11 protein-coding genes, 1 other RNA gene and 1 pseudogene are annotated in these 13,727 nt (G+C 67.8%); 7 read left to right on the forward strand and 6 right to left on the reverse strand.

Annotation, left to right across the window (positions count from 1 at the left end; translation table 11 throughout):
- Nucleotides 1–60 precede the first annotated feature (60 nt).
- The 4 genes from prfB to smpB all read left to right on the forward strand — a co-directional run bounded on the left by prfB (nt 61) and on the right by smpB (nt 3,915).
- Complete coding sequence (gene prfB / locus QNO12_RS06245) at nt 61–1,170, forward strand: peptide chain release factor 2 (protein WP_257501891.1); 1,110 nt, start codon at nt 61–63, stop codon at nt 1,168–1,170.
- A 115-nt stretch (nt 1,171–1,285) separates the two neighbouring features.
- The gene (gene ftsE, locus QNO12_RS06250; protein ID WP_257501892.1) at nt 1,286–2,431 is read left to right on the forward strand and encodes a cell division ATP-binding protein FtsE; all 1,146 of its coding nucleotides are present in this window, start codon (nt 1,286–1,288) and stop codon (nt 2,429–2,431) included.
- Nucleotides 2,428–3,342 carry a permease-like cell division protein FtsX gene (gene ftsX, locus QNO12_RS06255; protein WP_257501893.1) on the forward strand — a complete coding sequence of 305 codons (915 nt, stop codon included), beginning with the start codon at nt 2,428–2,430 and terminating at the stop codon, nt 3,340–3,342. Before ftsE ends, ftsX begins: the two co-directional genes overlap by 4 nt.
- Before the next feature lie 96 nt (nt 3,343–3,438).
- Nucleotides 3,439–3,915, forward strand: a complete 477-nt coding sequence (gene smpB, locus QNO12_RS06260; RefSeq protein ID WP_257501894.1) for an SsrA-binding protein SmpB — start codon at nt 3,439–3,441, stop codon at nt 3,913–3,915.
- Between the two features lie 12 nt (nt 3,916–3,927).
- On the opposite strand, the gene QNO12_RS06265 is transcribed toward smpB, so the two are convergent.
- The 4 genes from QNO12_RS06265 to QNO12_RS06280 form a co-directional block, all read right to left on the reverse strand.
- Nucleotides 3,928–5,388 carry an MFS transporter gene (locus QNO12_RS06265; protein ID WP_257501895.1) on the reverse strand — a complete coding sequence of 487 codons (1,461 nt, stop codon included), beginning with the start codon at nt 5,386–5,388 and terminating at the stop codon, nt 3,928–3,930.
- A 136-nt stretch (nt 5,389–5,524) separates the two neighbouring features.
- Complete coding sequence (locus QNO12_RS06270) at nt 5,525–6,886, reverse strand: M20/M25/M40 family metallo-hydrolase (protein ID WP_257501896.1); 1,362 nt, start codon at nt 6,884–6,886, stop codon at nt 5,525–5,527.
- Between the two features lie 19 nt (nt 6,887–6,905).
- A complete protein-coding gene (locus QNO12_RS06275; protein ID WP_257501897.1) occupies nt 6,906–7,580 on the reverse strand; it encodes an SIMPL domain-containing protein in 675 nt (224 codons plus the stop codon).
- Nucleotides 7,581–7,644: 64 nt separating this feature from the next.
- A complete protein-coding gene (locus QNO12_RS06280; protein WP_257501898.1) occupies nt 7,645–8,295 on the reverse strand; it encodes a hypothetical protein in 651 nt (216 codons plus the stop codon).
- Nucleotides 8,296–8,454: 159 nt separating this feature from the next.
- Here QNO12_RS06280 and ssrA point away from each other — a divergent pair.
- The 3 genes from ssrA (at nt 8,455) to rhuM (ending at nt 10,709) form a co-directional block, all read left to right on the forward strand.
- Nucleotides 8,455–8,823, forward strand: a transfer-messenger RNA (tmRNA) gene (gene ssrA / locus QNO12_RS06285).
- Between the two features lie 153 nt (nt 8,824–8,976).
- On the forward strand, nt 8,977–9,837 hold the full coding sequence (locus tag QNO12_RS06290; protein WP_257501899.1) for a hypothetical protein: 861 nt from the start codon (nt 8,977–8,979) through the stop codon (nt 9,835–9,837).
- A gap of 239 nt (nt 9,838–10,076) precedes the next feature.
- Nucleotides 10,077–10,709 (forward strand): RhuM family protein, encoded by a 633-nt coding sequence (gene rhuM / locus QNO12_RS06295; protein ID WP_257501900.1) that lies wholly within the window; start codon nt 10,077–10,079, stop codon nt 10,707–10,709.
- A gap of 220 nt (nt 10,710–10,929) precedes the next feature.
- On the opposite strand, the gene QNO12_RS06300 is transcribed toward rhuM, so the two are convergent.
- Both QNO12_RS06300 and QNO12_RS06305 read right to left on the reverse strand, forming a co-directional pair.
- The gene (locus QNO12_RS06300) at nt 10,930–11,847 is read right to left on the reverse strand and encodes an Ltp family lipoprotein (RefSeq protein ID WP_257501901.1); all 918 of its coding nucleotides are present in this window, start codon (nt 11,845–11,847) and stop codon (nt 10,930–10,932) included.
- A 1,088-nt stretch (nt 11,848–12,935) separates the two neighbouring features.
- A pseudogene (locus QNO12_RS06305) lies at nt 12,936–13,720 on the reverse strand (SDR family NAD(P)-dependent oxidoreductase).
- Between the last annotated feature and the right edge of the window lie 7 nt (nt 13,721–13,727).

The raw sequence follows: 13,727 nt of genomic DNA on the forward strand, positions 1-13,727 counted from the left end.
AGCGCAGAAGGATGGAGGCTGCGCGGTCGGTCACTGCATCCACGTTAGTCTGGAGCTGTCATGCTTGACTTCGATCTTTCCGCCGACATCCAGGCGCTGCGCTCCACTTTCACCGACATCAAGTCGGTGGTCGATGTCGATGCGCTGACCGCCGACATCGCCCGGCTGAGCGAAGAAGCCGGTGCCCCCGACCTGTGGGACGACACCGACAAGGCGCAGAAGGTCACCTCCGCCCTGAGTCACCGTCAGTCCGAGCTGGCCCGCATCAACAGCATCGACCGGCGCCTGGACGACCTCGAGGTCATGGTCGAACTGGCCAACGAGATGGACGACGAGGACGCCGCCGAAGAAGCCCGTCACGAACTCGCCGAACTCGAGGACGTCGTCGGCCAGCTCGAGGTGCAGACGTTGCTGGACGGCGAGTACGACGCGCGTCCGGCTGTCATCACGATCCGGGCGGGCGCCGGCGGAGTGGATGCCGCGGACTTCGCCGAGATGCTCCTGCGCATGTATCTGCGCTGGGCCGAGCAGCACAAGTACCCCGTCACGGTCATGGACACCTCCTACGCGGAGGAGGCCGGCATCAAGTCGGCGACCTTCGAGGTGGACGCGCCGTACGCCTTCGGCACGCTCAGCGTCGAGGCCGGCACGCACCGCCTGGTGCGGATGAGTCCGTTCAACTCGGCCGGCAAGCGGCAGACCAGCTTCGCCGCCGTCGAGGTCATCCCGCTCCTGGATGAGGCCGTCGAGGTCGACATCCCGGAGAGCGACCTGCGCGTGGACGTGTACCGCTCGTCCGGCCCCGGCGGCCAGTCGGTCAACACGACCGACAGCGCCGTGCGCCTGACCCACCTTCCGACCGGCACCGTCGTGTCGATGCAGAACGAGAAGTCGCAGATCCAGAACCGGGCCGCCGCGATGCGGGTGCTCCAGTCGCGCCTGATGATCCTCCAGAAGGAACAGGAAGCGGCGATCAAGAAGGACCTCGCCGGCGTCATCACCGCCAGCTGGGGCGACCAGATGCGCTCCTACGTGCTGGCGCCGTACCAGATGGTGAAAGACCTGCGCACGGACTACGAAGTCAACAACCCCTCCGCCGTGTTCGACGGCGACCTCGACGGGTTCATCGCTGCCGGCATCCGCTGGCGCAAGCGCCCCACCGACGACTGACCCACGGTCCCGGGCGGGATGCCGCGGCATCCTCATCGCCGAGGTTCAGGCCGGATGCCGCACCCCGGGTGTCGCTCGTCGTGTCCGAGTCCGCCCCGCTTAGGCTCAGTAGGCCATGATTCGGTTCGAGAACGTCACGAAACGCTTTCGCGGCACGGCGAAGCCGGCCCTCAGCAATGTGGACTTCGAAGTGCTGCGCGGGGAGTTCGTCTTCCTCGTCGGCGCTTCCGGCTCGGGCAAATCGTCGTGTCTGCGCCTCATCCTCCGCGAAGAGACCCCGAGCGACGGCCGCGTGGTCGTACTCGGCCGCGACCTGCGCTCGCTCTCCAACCGCAAGGTGCCCTACTTCCGCCGGCATGTCGGGGCGGTGTTCCAGGACTTCCGGCTGCTCCCGAACAAGACGGTGTTCCAGAACGTCGCGTTCACGCTGCAGGTCATCGGCTCATCCCGCGGATTCATCCAGCAGGCCGTCCCCGAGGTGCTGGCACTGGTCGGTCTCGCCGGCAAGGAGAAGCGGTTCCCGCACGAGCTCTCCGGTGGCGAGCAGCAGCGCGTCGCGATCGCGCGCGCACTCGTCAACCGTCCACAGGTGCTCCTGGCGGACGAGCCGACCGGAAACCTGGACCCGGCGACCTCGGTCGACATCATGCAGCTGCTCGCGCGCATCAATTCCAGCGGCACGACCGTGGTCATGGCCACGCACGAGGCGGGCTTCGTGGATCAGATGAAGCGGCGCGTCATCGAACTGGCCGACGGCGAGATGGTCCGCGACGAACGGCACGGCGGCTACGGCGACACCTCGAGCCTGCCGAGCCTGGCGCCCGGACCCGAGCAGGGTGCTGCTGCGGTCGCCGCGCTGACCGCGGTGCTGGAAGTTCAGCGCGAGACGGCGATGTCGGCATCCGCGGCCGTCTCCTCGGCCTACGGCCACGACGTGACCGCGGCCGCCGCAGAGCCGGTGGTGCGAGCGGATGCCGCGCCCTCCGCTGCGGAACCGGTCGCACCGTCGGCGAACGTCACCGAGCCCGCCTCCGCGCCGCAGGACTCCGCGCCGCACGACTCAGCGCCGCAGCACTCCGAGCCGGCTTCCGAGCCGGTTTCCGAGCCGACGCCGGAACCGCCGGCTGAGACGCGCGCACCGCGCACGCAGCCGGTCCCGATCGCGGACATCGCCGAAGTCGACGTGGCCGAGCTGGGACTGGCGGATCGCCTCGGGCTCGGCCAGACGCATCCCGACGATGAAGTGGGGCCGACATCGTGAGGGTCGGTCTCGTCCTTTCTGAGGCGCTGTCCGGCCTCCGCCGCAACGCGTCGATGGTGATCTCGGTCGTGCTGGTCACGTTCGTCTCGCTCACCTTCGTCGGCGCCGCGATGCTGATGCAGATGCAGATCGGGCAGATGAAGGACTACTGGTCCGATCGCGCCCAGGTCGCCATCTACATGTGCACGGCCATCTCACAAGCGCCGACGTGCGTGGACGGCGTGGCCAGCGACGATCAGCTGGCCGAGGTCGACGCCAAGCTCGACGGTCCCGCGCTGGCGCCGCTGATCCGCGATCTGCGCTTCGAGAACCGTGAGGAGGCGTACGCGAACGTGATCGAGCTGCTCGGCGATGACTACGCCAGCGTCATCACCCCCGAGCAGCTCAACGAGACGTACTGGATCAACCTCGTCGACCAGAGCCAGTCCGAGGTGCTCGTCGAAGCGTTCAAGGGCATGAACGGCGTCGAAGAGGTCAAGGACCAACTGCAGTACCTCGAGCCACTGTTCTCCGCCCTGACGGTCGCGACCTACATCGCGGTGGGAATCGCGGTGCTCATGCTGATCGCCGCGGTGCTGCTGATCGCGACGACCATCCGCCTGTCGGCATACGCGCGACGGCGGGAGATCGGGATCATGCGGCTGGTGGGCGCATCCAACCGCTTCATCCAGACCCCCTTCATCCTGGAGGGCGTGTTCGCGGCGCTCCTGGGTTCGGTGCTGGCCGGGGTCGCCGTGCTCGCCGGCGTGCACTTCGGAGTGGATCAATACCTGCGGCAGCGCGTCGACTTCGTCACCACCTGGGTCGGTGTGCAGGACGCATGGCTCGTGGTCCCGTTCCTGATCCTGATCGGCGGGGTGCTCGCGGCTCTGTCGGCGGGGTTCGCGATCCGGAGGTGGTTGCGGGCCTGATCGGGCGGCTGCACCGCGCAGTTGCTACACTGACAGGCTGCCGTGCGCCCGCACGGCGCCCGGATCCGTCCGGCCGGTACCAGCAGGAGTGTCGTGATGCCCAAGGAACGCGGTGAGAAGGTCGTCGCGACCAACCGTCGCGCACGCCACGAGTACTCGATCGAGAAGACGTACGAGGCAGGACTGGTCCTGACCGGCACCGAGGTCAAGTCGCTGCGGCAGGGTCGCGCCAACCTCTCCGACGGGTACGCGTACATCGACGGCGGCGAGGCCTGGCTGGATGCCGTGCACATCCCCGAATACTCGCAGGGGCACTGGACTAACCACGCCACCAAGCGCGTCCGCAAGCTGCTGCTGCACAAGGACGAGATCATCAAGCTCTCGCACGCCGTCTCGGCCGGCGGCTACACCCTCGTGCCGCTCAAGCTGTACTTCTCGGACGGCCGGGCCAAGGTCGAGATCGCGATCGCCAAGGGCAAGCACGAGTGGGACAAGCGCCAGACGCTGCGCGAGCGGCAGGACAAGCGCGAAGCCGAGCGGGCGATGCGCTCCAAGAACCGCCTCGGGGACTGACCCTCCGCGCTGCTACGGAACCGCCGGCGCGGACGCCGCCTCGGCGACCGCCCGGTCCGTGAACGCCGTCTTCGGCACGAACGCCAGGGCGGCGGCCGCGATCAGCGCGGTGACGCCGCAGACGATCCAGACGGTGACGTAGCCGGCCAGGGAGCCGGCCGTGCCCTCGGTCGCACCCGAGACAGCACCGTGCAGCAGTGCGATGCCGAACACGCACGATGCGATCGCGCCGCCGACCGTCTTGACCGAGTTGGTGAGGCCCGTCGCGACCCCGGTCTGCGTCGCCGGCGCAGCGGATGCCGCGGCCGCCGGCAGCGCGGCGACCAGAGCGCCCGAGCCGAGGCCGACGATCACCATGTTCGCGATGACCTGGATGTACGTGTCGTGAAACGGCAGGAACAGGAGGAATCCGATGCCCACCAGAGTGGATGCGCCCATGAGGGTGAGCCGAGGCGCGGTGAGCCGGGCGATGAGCGGGAACAGCAGGGCGCCGGTGATCATGGCGATCAGGTAGACCCCGATGATGAGCGAGGTCGCGAAACCGGTCGTGCCCAGTCCGTAGCCGTACTGGCCGGGATCGGTCCGCGCGAACGTCGACAGCGGTGCCTGCGCGCCCAGGACGCTGACTCCGAAGAGCCCCGCCGTGAGGAAGACCGGCCCGAGGGCGGGGGACCGGAACATCCGGACGTCGATGAGCGGGTCCTCGTGGCGCAGCTCCCAGAGCGCGAACGGCACGACCAGTGCGACGCCGAGTACCACGACCCCCCACGACCAGGGATTGGCCATGCCGCCCTCCAGCCGCAGCATCCCGAGTCCGCCGGTGAAGCAGATCAGTGCGACCGAGATCAGCACCAGCCCGACGGTGTCGAAGACACCACCGGTCGGCTCCGGCGACTCCTGCACCCCGAACAGGATCACGAAGAAGCACACCACGATCAGGATCGCCGGGACGAGCAGCACCACCGTGAGGGGAAGGGCATCGACGAGCGCGCCGCCGACCAGTGCGCCGACGACCGCACCCAGTTCCAGCGCGGCCACCAGCAGTCCGGCCGCTCGCGCGGTGATGATGGAGCGTCCCTCCATCCGCCGGGACCGGGACCAGATCAGCGCGATCTCCAGAGGCAGCCAGACGACGTAGAACCCCATCAGCGCCCATGCGGCCAGGAAGATGCCGAACGAGTCGGTGAACGGCAGCACGAGTGCGGCCGCGGCGGTCAGTGCAGTCGAGATCAGCAGCATCCGCTTGTGGCCGATCATGTCGCCGAGCTTGGCGAACGCGGGCACCACCAGCGCCGACAGCATCAGCTGCGCGCCCTCGAGCCAGTTGACGTCGGCGTCGTGGATGTCCAGATGGCGCGCGATGTCGGTCAGCATGGGCGTGTAGTAGCCCTGCAGCACGCCGCTGGTGAATTCGACGAACGCGAGGAAGCCCACGACGGTGGCCAGGGTGCCCAGGGCGGCGGCGCGCTTCATCGCGGCTCCTTCTTCGTGCGGGATCCTGTCGAGTTCTTCGTGCGGATGCTGTCGACGTGGATTCGGGTGGGCTCACTGTAGCGGCTGCCCAAGTGCGCGCCCGTGGACCGGGCCACAACCCGCCGGTGCGGGGGGATCAGACCAGGTTCTGCAGGAGCGCGCGGTGGAAGCGCTCGCCGCGTTCCAGCGATGCGATCTGGACGCGCTCGTCCACGCCGTGGATGGAAGCGCGCTGGGCGCTGGTCATCTCCAGCGGAGCGAAGCGGTACACGGCGGGGCAGAAGCGGTGGAAATGGCGGGAATCGGTGGCTGCCATCATCACGTACGGGACCGTCGCGGCATCCGGGTACGATTCCCTGACCGCGCGGGTGATCAGCGCGAACTGAGCGTTGTCGGTGGGGGACTCGGGCGAGGGTTCGCTGGCCTCCAGGACGGTCAGTTCCACCGATCGGTCACCGATCCGGCGGCGGACGCGCCGGAGCGTACCCGCGACGGTCTCGCCCAGCGCGATGCGCAGGTTCAGGACGGCGGAGGCCTGGGAGGGCAGGACGTTCGCCGCCGTACCGCCCTGCTGCATGGTCGCAGCCACGGTCGTGCGTACCAGCGCGGCCGGTTCGCCGCCGATGAGCGCGAATGCGCCGGCGGTGAGCCACGGGAAGGTCGCGAGGGTCCGGAGCAGGAGCTGGCCGGGGCCGTGCGCAGTGTCGGCGAACAGGCTGAGCATCCGGGTGATCCCGCGGGGGGTGCGGGCGTGGAACGTGCGGGAGCCGAGCCGATCCACCGCACGCGCGATACGGCCCACGGCGGTCAGGCGCGGCGGGGCCGAGGCATGCCCGCCCTCGCTGCGCGCGGTGAGACGAACGGTGAGGACGCCCTTCTCGCCGACGCCGACCATCGCAGCGTCACCATGCGCGAACGGCAGCGGAGCGTCCACGACCGCGCCGCCCTCGTCCAGCACGAGCCACGGCACGACCCCGCGCTTTTGCAGCGTCGTGGCGATCGTGGCGGCGGCATCGCCGTACGTCTCCTCGTTTCCGCCGAACGACAGGTAGACGTCGCGCGCGGGGGTGAAGCCTGCCGCGAGCAGGTTCTCCACCGCTTCGAGGATCACCGCGAGGGGACCTTTGTCATCGAGCGCGCCGCGTCCGTAAACCCAGCCGTCGGCGACGCGGCCCTCGAACGGTGGGTGAGTCCACGGGTCGTCTTCGTCCACCGGCACCACGTCGTAGTGCGCCATCAGCACGAGGGGCGCTTCGGAGGCCCGGGCACCCTGCCAACGGAACAGCAGGCCGAAGTCCGTGATCCGCTCGCGGACGAGGTTCGCGTGCACCAGGGGGTACAGCTCAGCCAGGAGCGCGACGACGTCCTCGAACGGTTCGGATCCGCGGGCCTCGAGCTCGGCGCTGACGGTCGGGAGCCGGATCATGCGAGACAGGCGGTCGCCGACCCCCGGCCGGGGTGTGACCGGAAGCGACGGAGCGGTGGCTGCGACGGTCATGCGTGGATCAGTGGGCGGCTCAGTTGGCGGCGAAGCGCGCTTCGACCGCGGCGGTGACGACGATGTCCTCGGGCTGGAACTGGACCGCGGGGCCGCCGTTGCCGGCATCCATCACGCCCATGGCCATCGCGCGCATCATCTTGGGCGCGGGTGCAGTCTGGTCCGGGGCCCGGCTGATCAGTCCGAGGTCGGCGATCTCCACGGGTGTCACGGAGGCCAGTCCGATGGCGCCGGCGTACGCGGTGGCCCGATCGACAGCGACCTGCACGGCGTGCGCGGCGACCTGCGCCTCGGTGGCTTTCGCGGTCGCGGGCGTGAGACGCCAGGTCAAGCCGTCCACCTGCACACCCTCGCGTTCGGCGGCGTCGGTGATCCACCGGGACAGCACCGCGAAGTCGGTGAAGGTCGCGGACATCTCCACCGAGGCGTAGTGCACGAGGGCGAGCTGCTTGCCCTCGTTGTTCCACGGTCGGTTGGCCCACACCGACATCCGCTGGGTCGACCACTCCTTGACGCCGCCTGCGTCCGTTCTCGTTTCGAGATCCGCTTGCAGGGGTGCGGCCAGCGCGGTCATTCGCGCGACGACGCTGTCACGCTGCGGGCCCTCGGTGCGAACGGAGAGGTGCGCAACGACTTCTTCGGGGGCCACGCGCTGTTCGTGCTCCCCGCGGACGGTGATGGTCACTTCGCTCATGAGTCAGACTCTACGCGCGGGGCGTGGCGATCCTGCGGATCATGCGACTCGCAGAATGCGCCCGTCAGTCGGGGTGGACGGGCGACTTCACGTACGCCATCACGTCGGCTTTGGTGACAGCCCACCGCACGTCCTTGGGGGTGAAGAAGTACGTCTCGCCCCATCCCTCGGCATCGGTGTGGCCGGCGGGTCCCTGGGCGGCCAGATAGACGCCCTCGACCGCGTCGATCCGCGTGAAGCCACGCTGGGCGAGAGTGAGCATCGCGTCGACGGCGTTCTCCGGATCGATCGGAGCCCAGGCCAGATCGCTCACGTTGTCCGTTGCGAGCTGCGGATCTGCACCCCACCGGCAGATGACCGCGCCGGGCGGGGTGCCGTTGTAGAAGGCATCGAACGGGCGGGAGCCGGTCGGCTGGTCCTGCGTCTGCCAGGAGACCCAGCCGTTCGAGGCCATCATCGAACGGAAGACGGTCGTGGCGATGTCATCGCACGTCGGGCCGGCATCCGGTGGGGCGGTCGCCGTGGCGCTGGGGGTCGGGGTGGGCGCGGGGGTGGCGGAGTTCGTCGGCGCGGGGGGAGCGGATGCCGGCGCCGTCGCGGTCGGCGTCGGAACAGCGCGGGATTCCTTCGGAGCGAACAGGTTCGCCATCACGATGAGGACGACCACGAGCGCGACCGCGCTTCCCGCAATCAGCCACAGGCGTTTTGTCGACACCCGTAGAACCTATCCGCGGCGAGGCGCTGTGCCGGGGAGGCGTGCGGAATGATCGGCGCGCGGCATCCGTTGTAGACTGTGACGCTCGGTACCTTGCGGTTCCGGGTGAGTGAAAATTCAACAGCGCGTGACAGTGGCCCTCTGCACATGAGGGTTCATGGGGATGATCGGTTTCGACATCGCCTGAGCTCCTGCGAGAAGCGGGCCGAGGATGCAGGGTTATCTCGTAAACGATCTCTGCAAAACTACAAGTGCCGAAACAAAGCGCACTGAGTTCGCCCTCGCTGCATAAGCGAGCCTGAACTCCGTCAGACCGTAGGCGTTCCCGCTACGGACCCTGGCGTCATCTAGGGGACTTGCTGCGTGACGGCGTCTGGACGTCGCGTGGGACTTTTTCCAGACTGGGCCTGTCGACCTAGATGCCTGTGGCAAAGGTCGGGGCCGAGTAGAACGTCTGCACAGGCTACGCCCGTAGAAGGCGCAGAGACACAGCGATGGACGGGGGTTCGATTCCCCCCATCTCCACCACTCCGCTGTCACCGGACGGGCCCCGAAAACCGCGTAATCACGCGGGTTTCGGGGCCTTTGTTCGTCGCCGGTGAGGCGCCCTGAAGCCAATCGCCCACAAATCGCCCACAACCCTTCGGGGCGTATACGTTGCCCGTCGGGCACGCCGGTGCCATGGCGACAGCTGTGGGTCTCGCCGGTGCTGCCGTTGAGCTCGACACCGTGCACCGGTTCCGTGATGCCGACTACGGAGCACTCACCCTGCGGCTGCGCGATGTTCGCGATCCTGAGGAAGCCGGGGAGATCGCCGGCGAGCTGGCGAAGCGCGGACACCTCACGCGCGTCGACCACCACGAGGCCGCCCGCGACCAGATGGTCGACGCGTACTTCGCGTGGACTTCCCGCGGCAAGCGCGTGGCCCTCGTCACGGCTACGAACAGCGAAGCGAACGCGATCAACGACGAGATCCAACGGCGCCGTGTCGAGCGCAGCGAGCTCGACCCCACCAAGTCCGCGTGGGGCATGGGGGAGCAGCGCATCCTCGTCGGCGACACCGTGCAGACGCGACGCAACGACCGCCATATCGGGGTCGAGAACCGTGCGCTGTGGATCGTGACCAGCATCCGGGAGCACACCATCCTGCTCACGTCGACCAACGACAGCGGAATCATGCGGCAGGTCACCCAGGATTATGCGATCGAGCACCTGCAGCTCGCCTACGCGTCCACGGTCCACGGCATCCAGGGAGAGACGGTGGATGCATCGATCGTCGGACCGGATGTGGACGCCGCCGGTCTGTGCGTGGGCCTCACTCGTGGTCGGGTGCATAACGAGGTGATCGCCGTCGCACGCACCGAACCGGCCGCACCAGCGATCGTCGCCGCCTGCGTGCTGCGCGGTAGCACCGAACTGACGATGCAAGACGCTGTCCGCGCCGCTGAAGCGGAACTGGCACGCGCGTCGCGCTCACGGAACGAGGCGGCCGCCCAAGGGCCCTTCACCTCGCAGATGTCAGGGCGCGGGCTCTCACGCTGACCAGCGAAGGAGGTCCACACATCTGTCGGCCCCGACGCCGGGATTGTAGCGATCGTCGACGGCTCCGGTCCCTACGCTCGCTTTTTGCAGACTCCGCTCTCCGCTGCGCGGCGAGCTGCGCTTATCAACCGCTCGCTCCGGGCACTGCGCCCCCACCGATCGCTGGGCGGCTGACTGTCGGCCCGATGGATCGGCCCCGGCCGTATGATCGCGTCTGCACTTCATGGTGAACTAGCGGAATGACGTCGGCGATCGAGATCTTCGAGTTCACCGATGGAGTGGTCTCCCTCGAACTGCGCAGCGAGGGCGAAACGGTGTGGGCATCTCAGGCCGACATCGAGGAACTCTTCGGCATCGACCAGTCGGGCGTCTCTCGCCACATCCGCAACATCCTCCGAACCGAGGAAGTCGCCGCCGAAAGCAATATGCAGAAAGTGCATATTGCTGGGTCGGATCGCCTGGTCACTCTCTACAGTCTCGACGTGGTGCTGGCAGTCGGCTACCGTGCCAACTCCGCGCGGGCGATCGAGTTCCGCCCCTGGGCGACCGACGTCCTCAAGCGCTACCTCCTCAAGGGTGTTGCGACTAACGAGCGCCGGCTTCGCGAACTCGATTCGTTCGTGCAGGTGCTCTCGCGTTCCAGTGATCAGCTGGTGGCGGGCGTCGCGGAAGTCGTCGCACGCTACCTTCCGAGCCTGCGGACCCTCCGCGACTACGTTGCGCAGGTGATACCGCTCGTGGATCGGCCCGATCCCGTGCGTCCCGGCGATCTACTGCAACGGGGACCGCAGCGCGGTCCGTTCAGGGGTCGCGAGATCCTATCGGGGCTGCTTGACGATCTCGAGGCCTTCGCCGTCGCAGCCACCCGATAGCACTGATTGCGCGGTCACGTCACCGAGCCGGTCGCTTCCCAGCCGCTCGGATCGATCTGCTTGATAATGTTCACGGCAGGTCCAGCAGCGCAAGCCCTTTCGCCCTCGATGCCCTGTGCTGATTGATCGATCCCAGCTCGCGCAACAGCGCGCTCGTACCCGTACCCGCACATCTGGTGTCCCGGGATCGATCGAAGCACACTCTCCGCAGATCCGGGGTCTAGTAGCCGACGGCTGCCAATCCGAAGAGGATCTCCGCGTCAGAGAACCCCTCGTAGGCCAACTGCTCGTACAGCCCATCACGGGAGAACGAGCTGTATTCCATGTAGCTGGTCGCGGACTCGGCAGCCTCCGCGTTCCAGTCCGCGCCGGCATTGTCCGCACCGAACGTGGCCTCATCGGTGGTGTAGCCCTCGTACTCGAGCTGGCCGATCAGCCCGCTGCGGGAGAATCCGGAGTAGGCGAGGTAGGACTGGGCCTCCTTAATCGCGTTCTGCTGGGCGAGGGTGTACTTCGGTGCCGCGGGAGCGACCGGCTCGGCGGGCTTCGCCGGCTCGGCTGCCTTGTTCAGCTCCGCCGTCTTGACCACCGTGACCACCACGGTGTCGCCGGCCTTGAGCTCGCTGCCGGCGGCCGGGATGGTGCCCGTCACCGTCCAGTTGTCCTGATCCAGGACCACGCCGGAGGCGGCGGAGAACTCCACCACCAGGCCGGCGTTCTCGATCAGTGCGCTGGCCTGCTTGGCGGTGAGGGTGAGCACATCCGGCACGGCGGCCGCGACTTCCTCGACGGCCTCCTCGGTCTGGACCACGGCGGCTGGCTTCTTCTCGGCGACGGCCTCATCGTCGCCGCCCCCGTTCAGTGAGCCGATGATGCCGACCAGGATGAACGCGCCGGCCACACCGCCGACAATCCACGGCCACTTGCGTTTCTTCTTAGGTGGGGCTTCCAGCATGGTGGTGCCCGCCGCTGAGTAGACCGCCCCGCCCGTGGCCGGGGCAATCACCTCGGTCGGAGCGTCCCCGGCGGTCAGCGGGGTGAAGTGTTCGGTCCAGGTCGCGCCGTCCCAGTAGCGCTGCTGCCCGGAGCCGTCGGGGTACCAGCCGGCCGGGGCGGCGGGCGTAGTCGGGTCGGTCATGTGGTTCCTCTCGGATTGATCAATGGGCAGTACCCATTGATCGCAAATACGTCGAGGTCCCAGCGCCCCGCTCGTTCAGTCGTCCGCGAATCGCGTCGATATTGCGCGAGAACGCGGGCCATTCGACGTCGAATCCACAGCCTGCCTGAACATATCGGACGGGGGTGGCCAAGGCCAGCCGCCGTCAAAATCCTGGGCGACTCTTTGGGTTTTCCACAGCCATCCGGTTTCCTCGGTGTCGGCCGCGTACGGGTCTTACGCTGTCGGAAGGACGAATTCGACGACCTCGCCCAGCCCCGCCGCCCCAATTGCGCGACCGTACTGCGTGACGCTGATGGTGCGGGTTTCGAGTGCGCAAGCTGCGAATTGGTCTTTCTCCCGACTGTGCCATCTCCCGTCGGTGGCGGCAGCGTAACCTGATCGTTCTCGGCCAGAGAAGGGTGAGCCGGCCGCGTGACGAAGAAGCGCCGCTACGAGGCCCATTTTGACGATCTGAACGATCAGCGGATCTCCCAGGCGACTGCGGGTCGGACGCCGTGTCCACGCTGCCACAGGTGGCTTACGGATCATCCCCAATTGAATGGGTCCGCGATCGGAAGTCGGAGGTGTGGGCGTGAATCAGTTGGCGTGCCGCGCCCGCTGCGAGGATCCCGGCTGTCGCGGCTGGACGGAACGACCGGGTGGTGATTTCGATTGGGAGGCACCAGACGGGCAACATGGAGTTTGGCCACGCGGCCACGTACCGACGTGACGCCGCCTACGCCGAGGCGCTGTCTCTTCTGATGTAGTGCCCGCCCGCCGCGGAGGGATTCGCGGGCGGGTGGCACTCGATACGGGGGGGGACAGGCCCTCGCATGTTGTGCTCCGTGTGGACAGCTCCGCTCAGTTCGAAGCGAACCGCGCACGCCTGACCGCGGACTGAAGCACAACCCACGGCGGCGCCGCACCTTGGGCCGGGGTGCGCAGCCAGATCGACCGTCGCGCGTGGGCAACCTCCTGCCCTAACAAGCCCGAGAATCTCGACGAGGACTCCTGGGAAGAGACCGCCCGCGCAGAGATCGCCACGATCCGTCCGGCCCTGGTGCGTGTCAGGGCACGATCGAATCGACGTAGCCGCCGTCGACGCGTACGGCCGCACCGGTCGTGGCAGGCGAGCGGGGAGGACAGGTATGCCACCATGTTCGCGATCTCCACGGGCTCGATCAGCCGGCCGAGCAACGACTGCGGTCGGGCCTTCCGCATGAACTCGCGCTGAGCCTCTTCCCAGGGGAGGTCCCGGTCCACCAGCTGGTAGACGAAGTCTTCGACCCCCGGCGTGCGCGTGGGACCGACGATCACCGAGTTGACCGTGACGCCGCTGCCGGCAGCCGCCTTGGCGGACCCTCGCGACAAGGCCAGCATCGCCGTCTTCGTCGCGCCGTAGTGGATCATCTCCTCGGGGATGACGATCGCCGAGTCGCTAGCGATGTTCAGCACCCGGCCCCACCCGCGGCTCATCATCGCGGGGAGGAGTTCCCGCGTCAGCCGCGCGGCGCTGACGACGTTCACGTCGAAGTAGCGAAGCCACTCCTCGTCCGTGATCTCCAGTGTAGGAGTGGAGCCGAAGATGCCGAGGTTGTTCACCAGGATGTCGATCCGCCCCGCCTGCGCCACGAGGTGCTGCGCGCCCTCCGCGGTCGTGACATCAGCGGCGATCCCGGTGACGTCGTCGTCGTGCGCGCGGAGTTCGCCGGCAACACGCTCCACCGTCTCGGCGCTCCGGCCGTTGATGATGACGGATGCCGGCCTGGAGCAGTCGCGTGGCGATCGCATGGCCGATGCCCTGGGTCGAGCCGGTCACGAGTGCCGTCTTTCCGGCGAGATTGATCGGGATGGTGCAT

The sequence above is a fragment of the Microbacterium sp. zg-B185 genome (genome assembly GCF_030246885.1).
GTDB lineage: Bacteria > Actinomycetota > Actinomycetes > Actinomycetales > Microbacteriaceae > Microbacterium.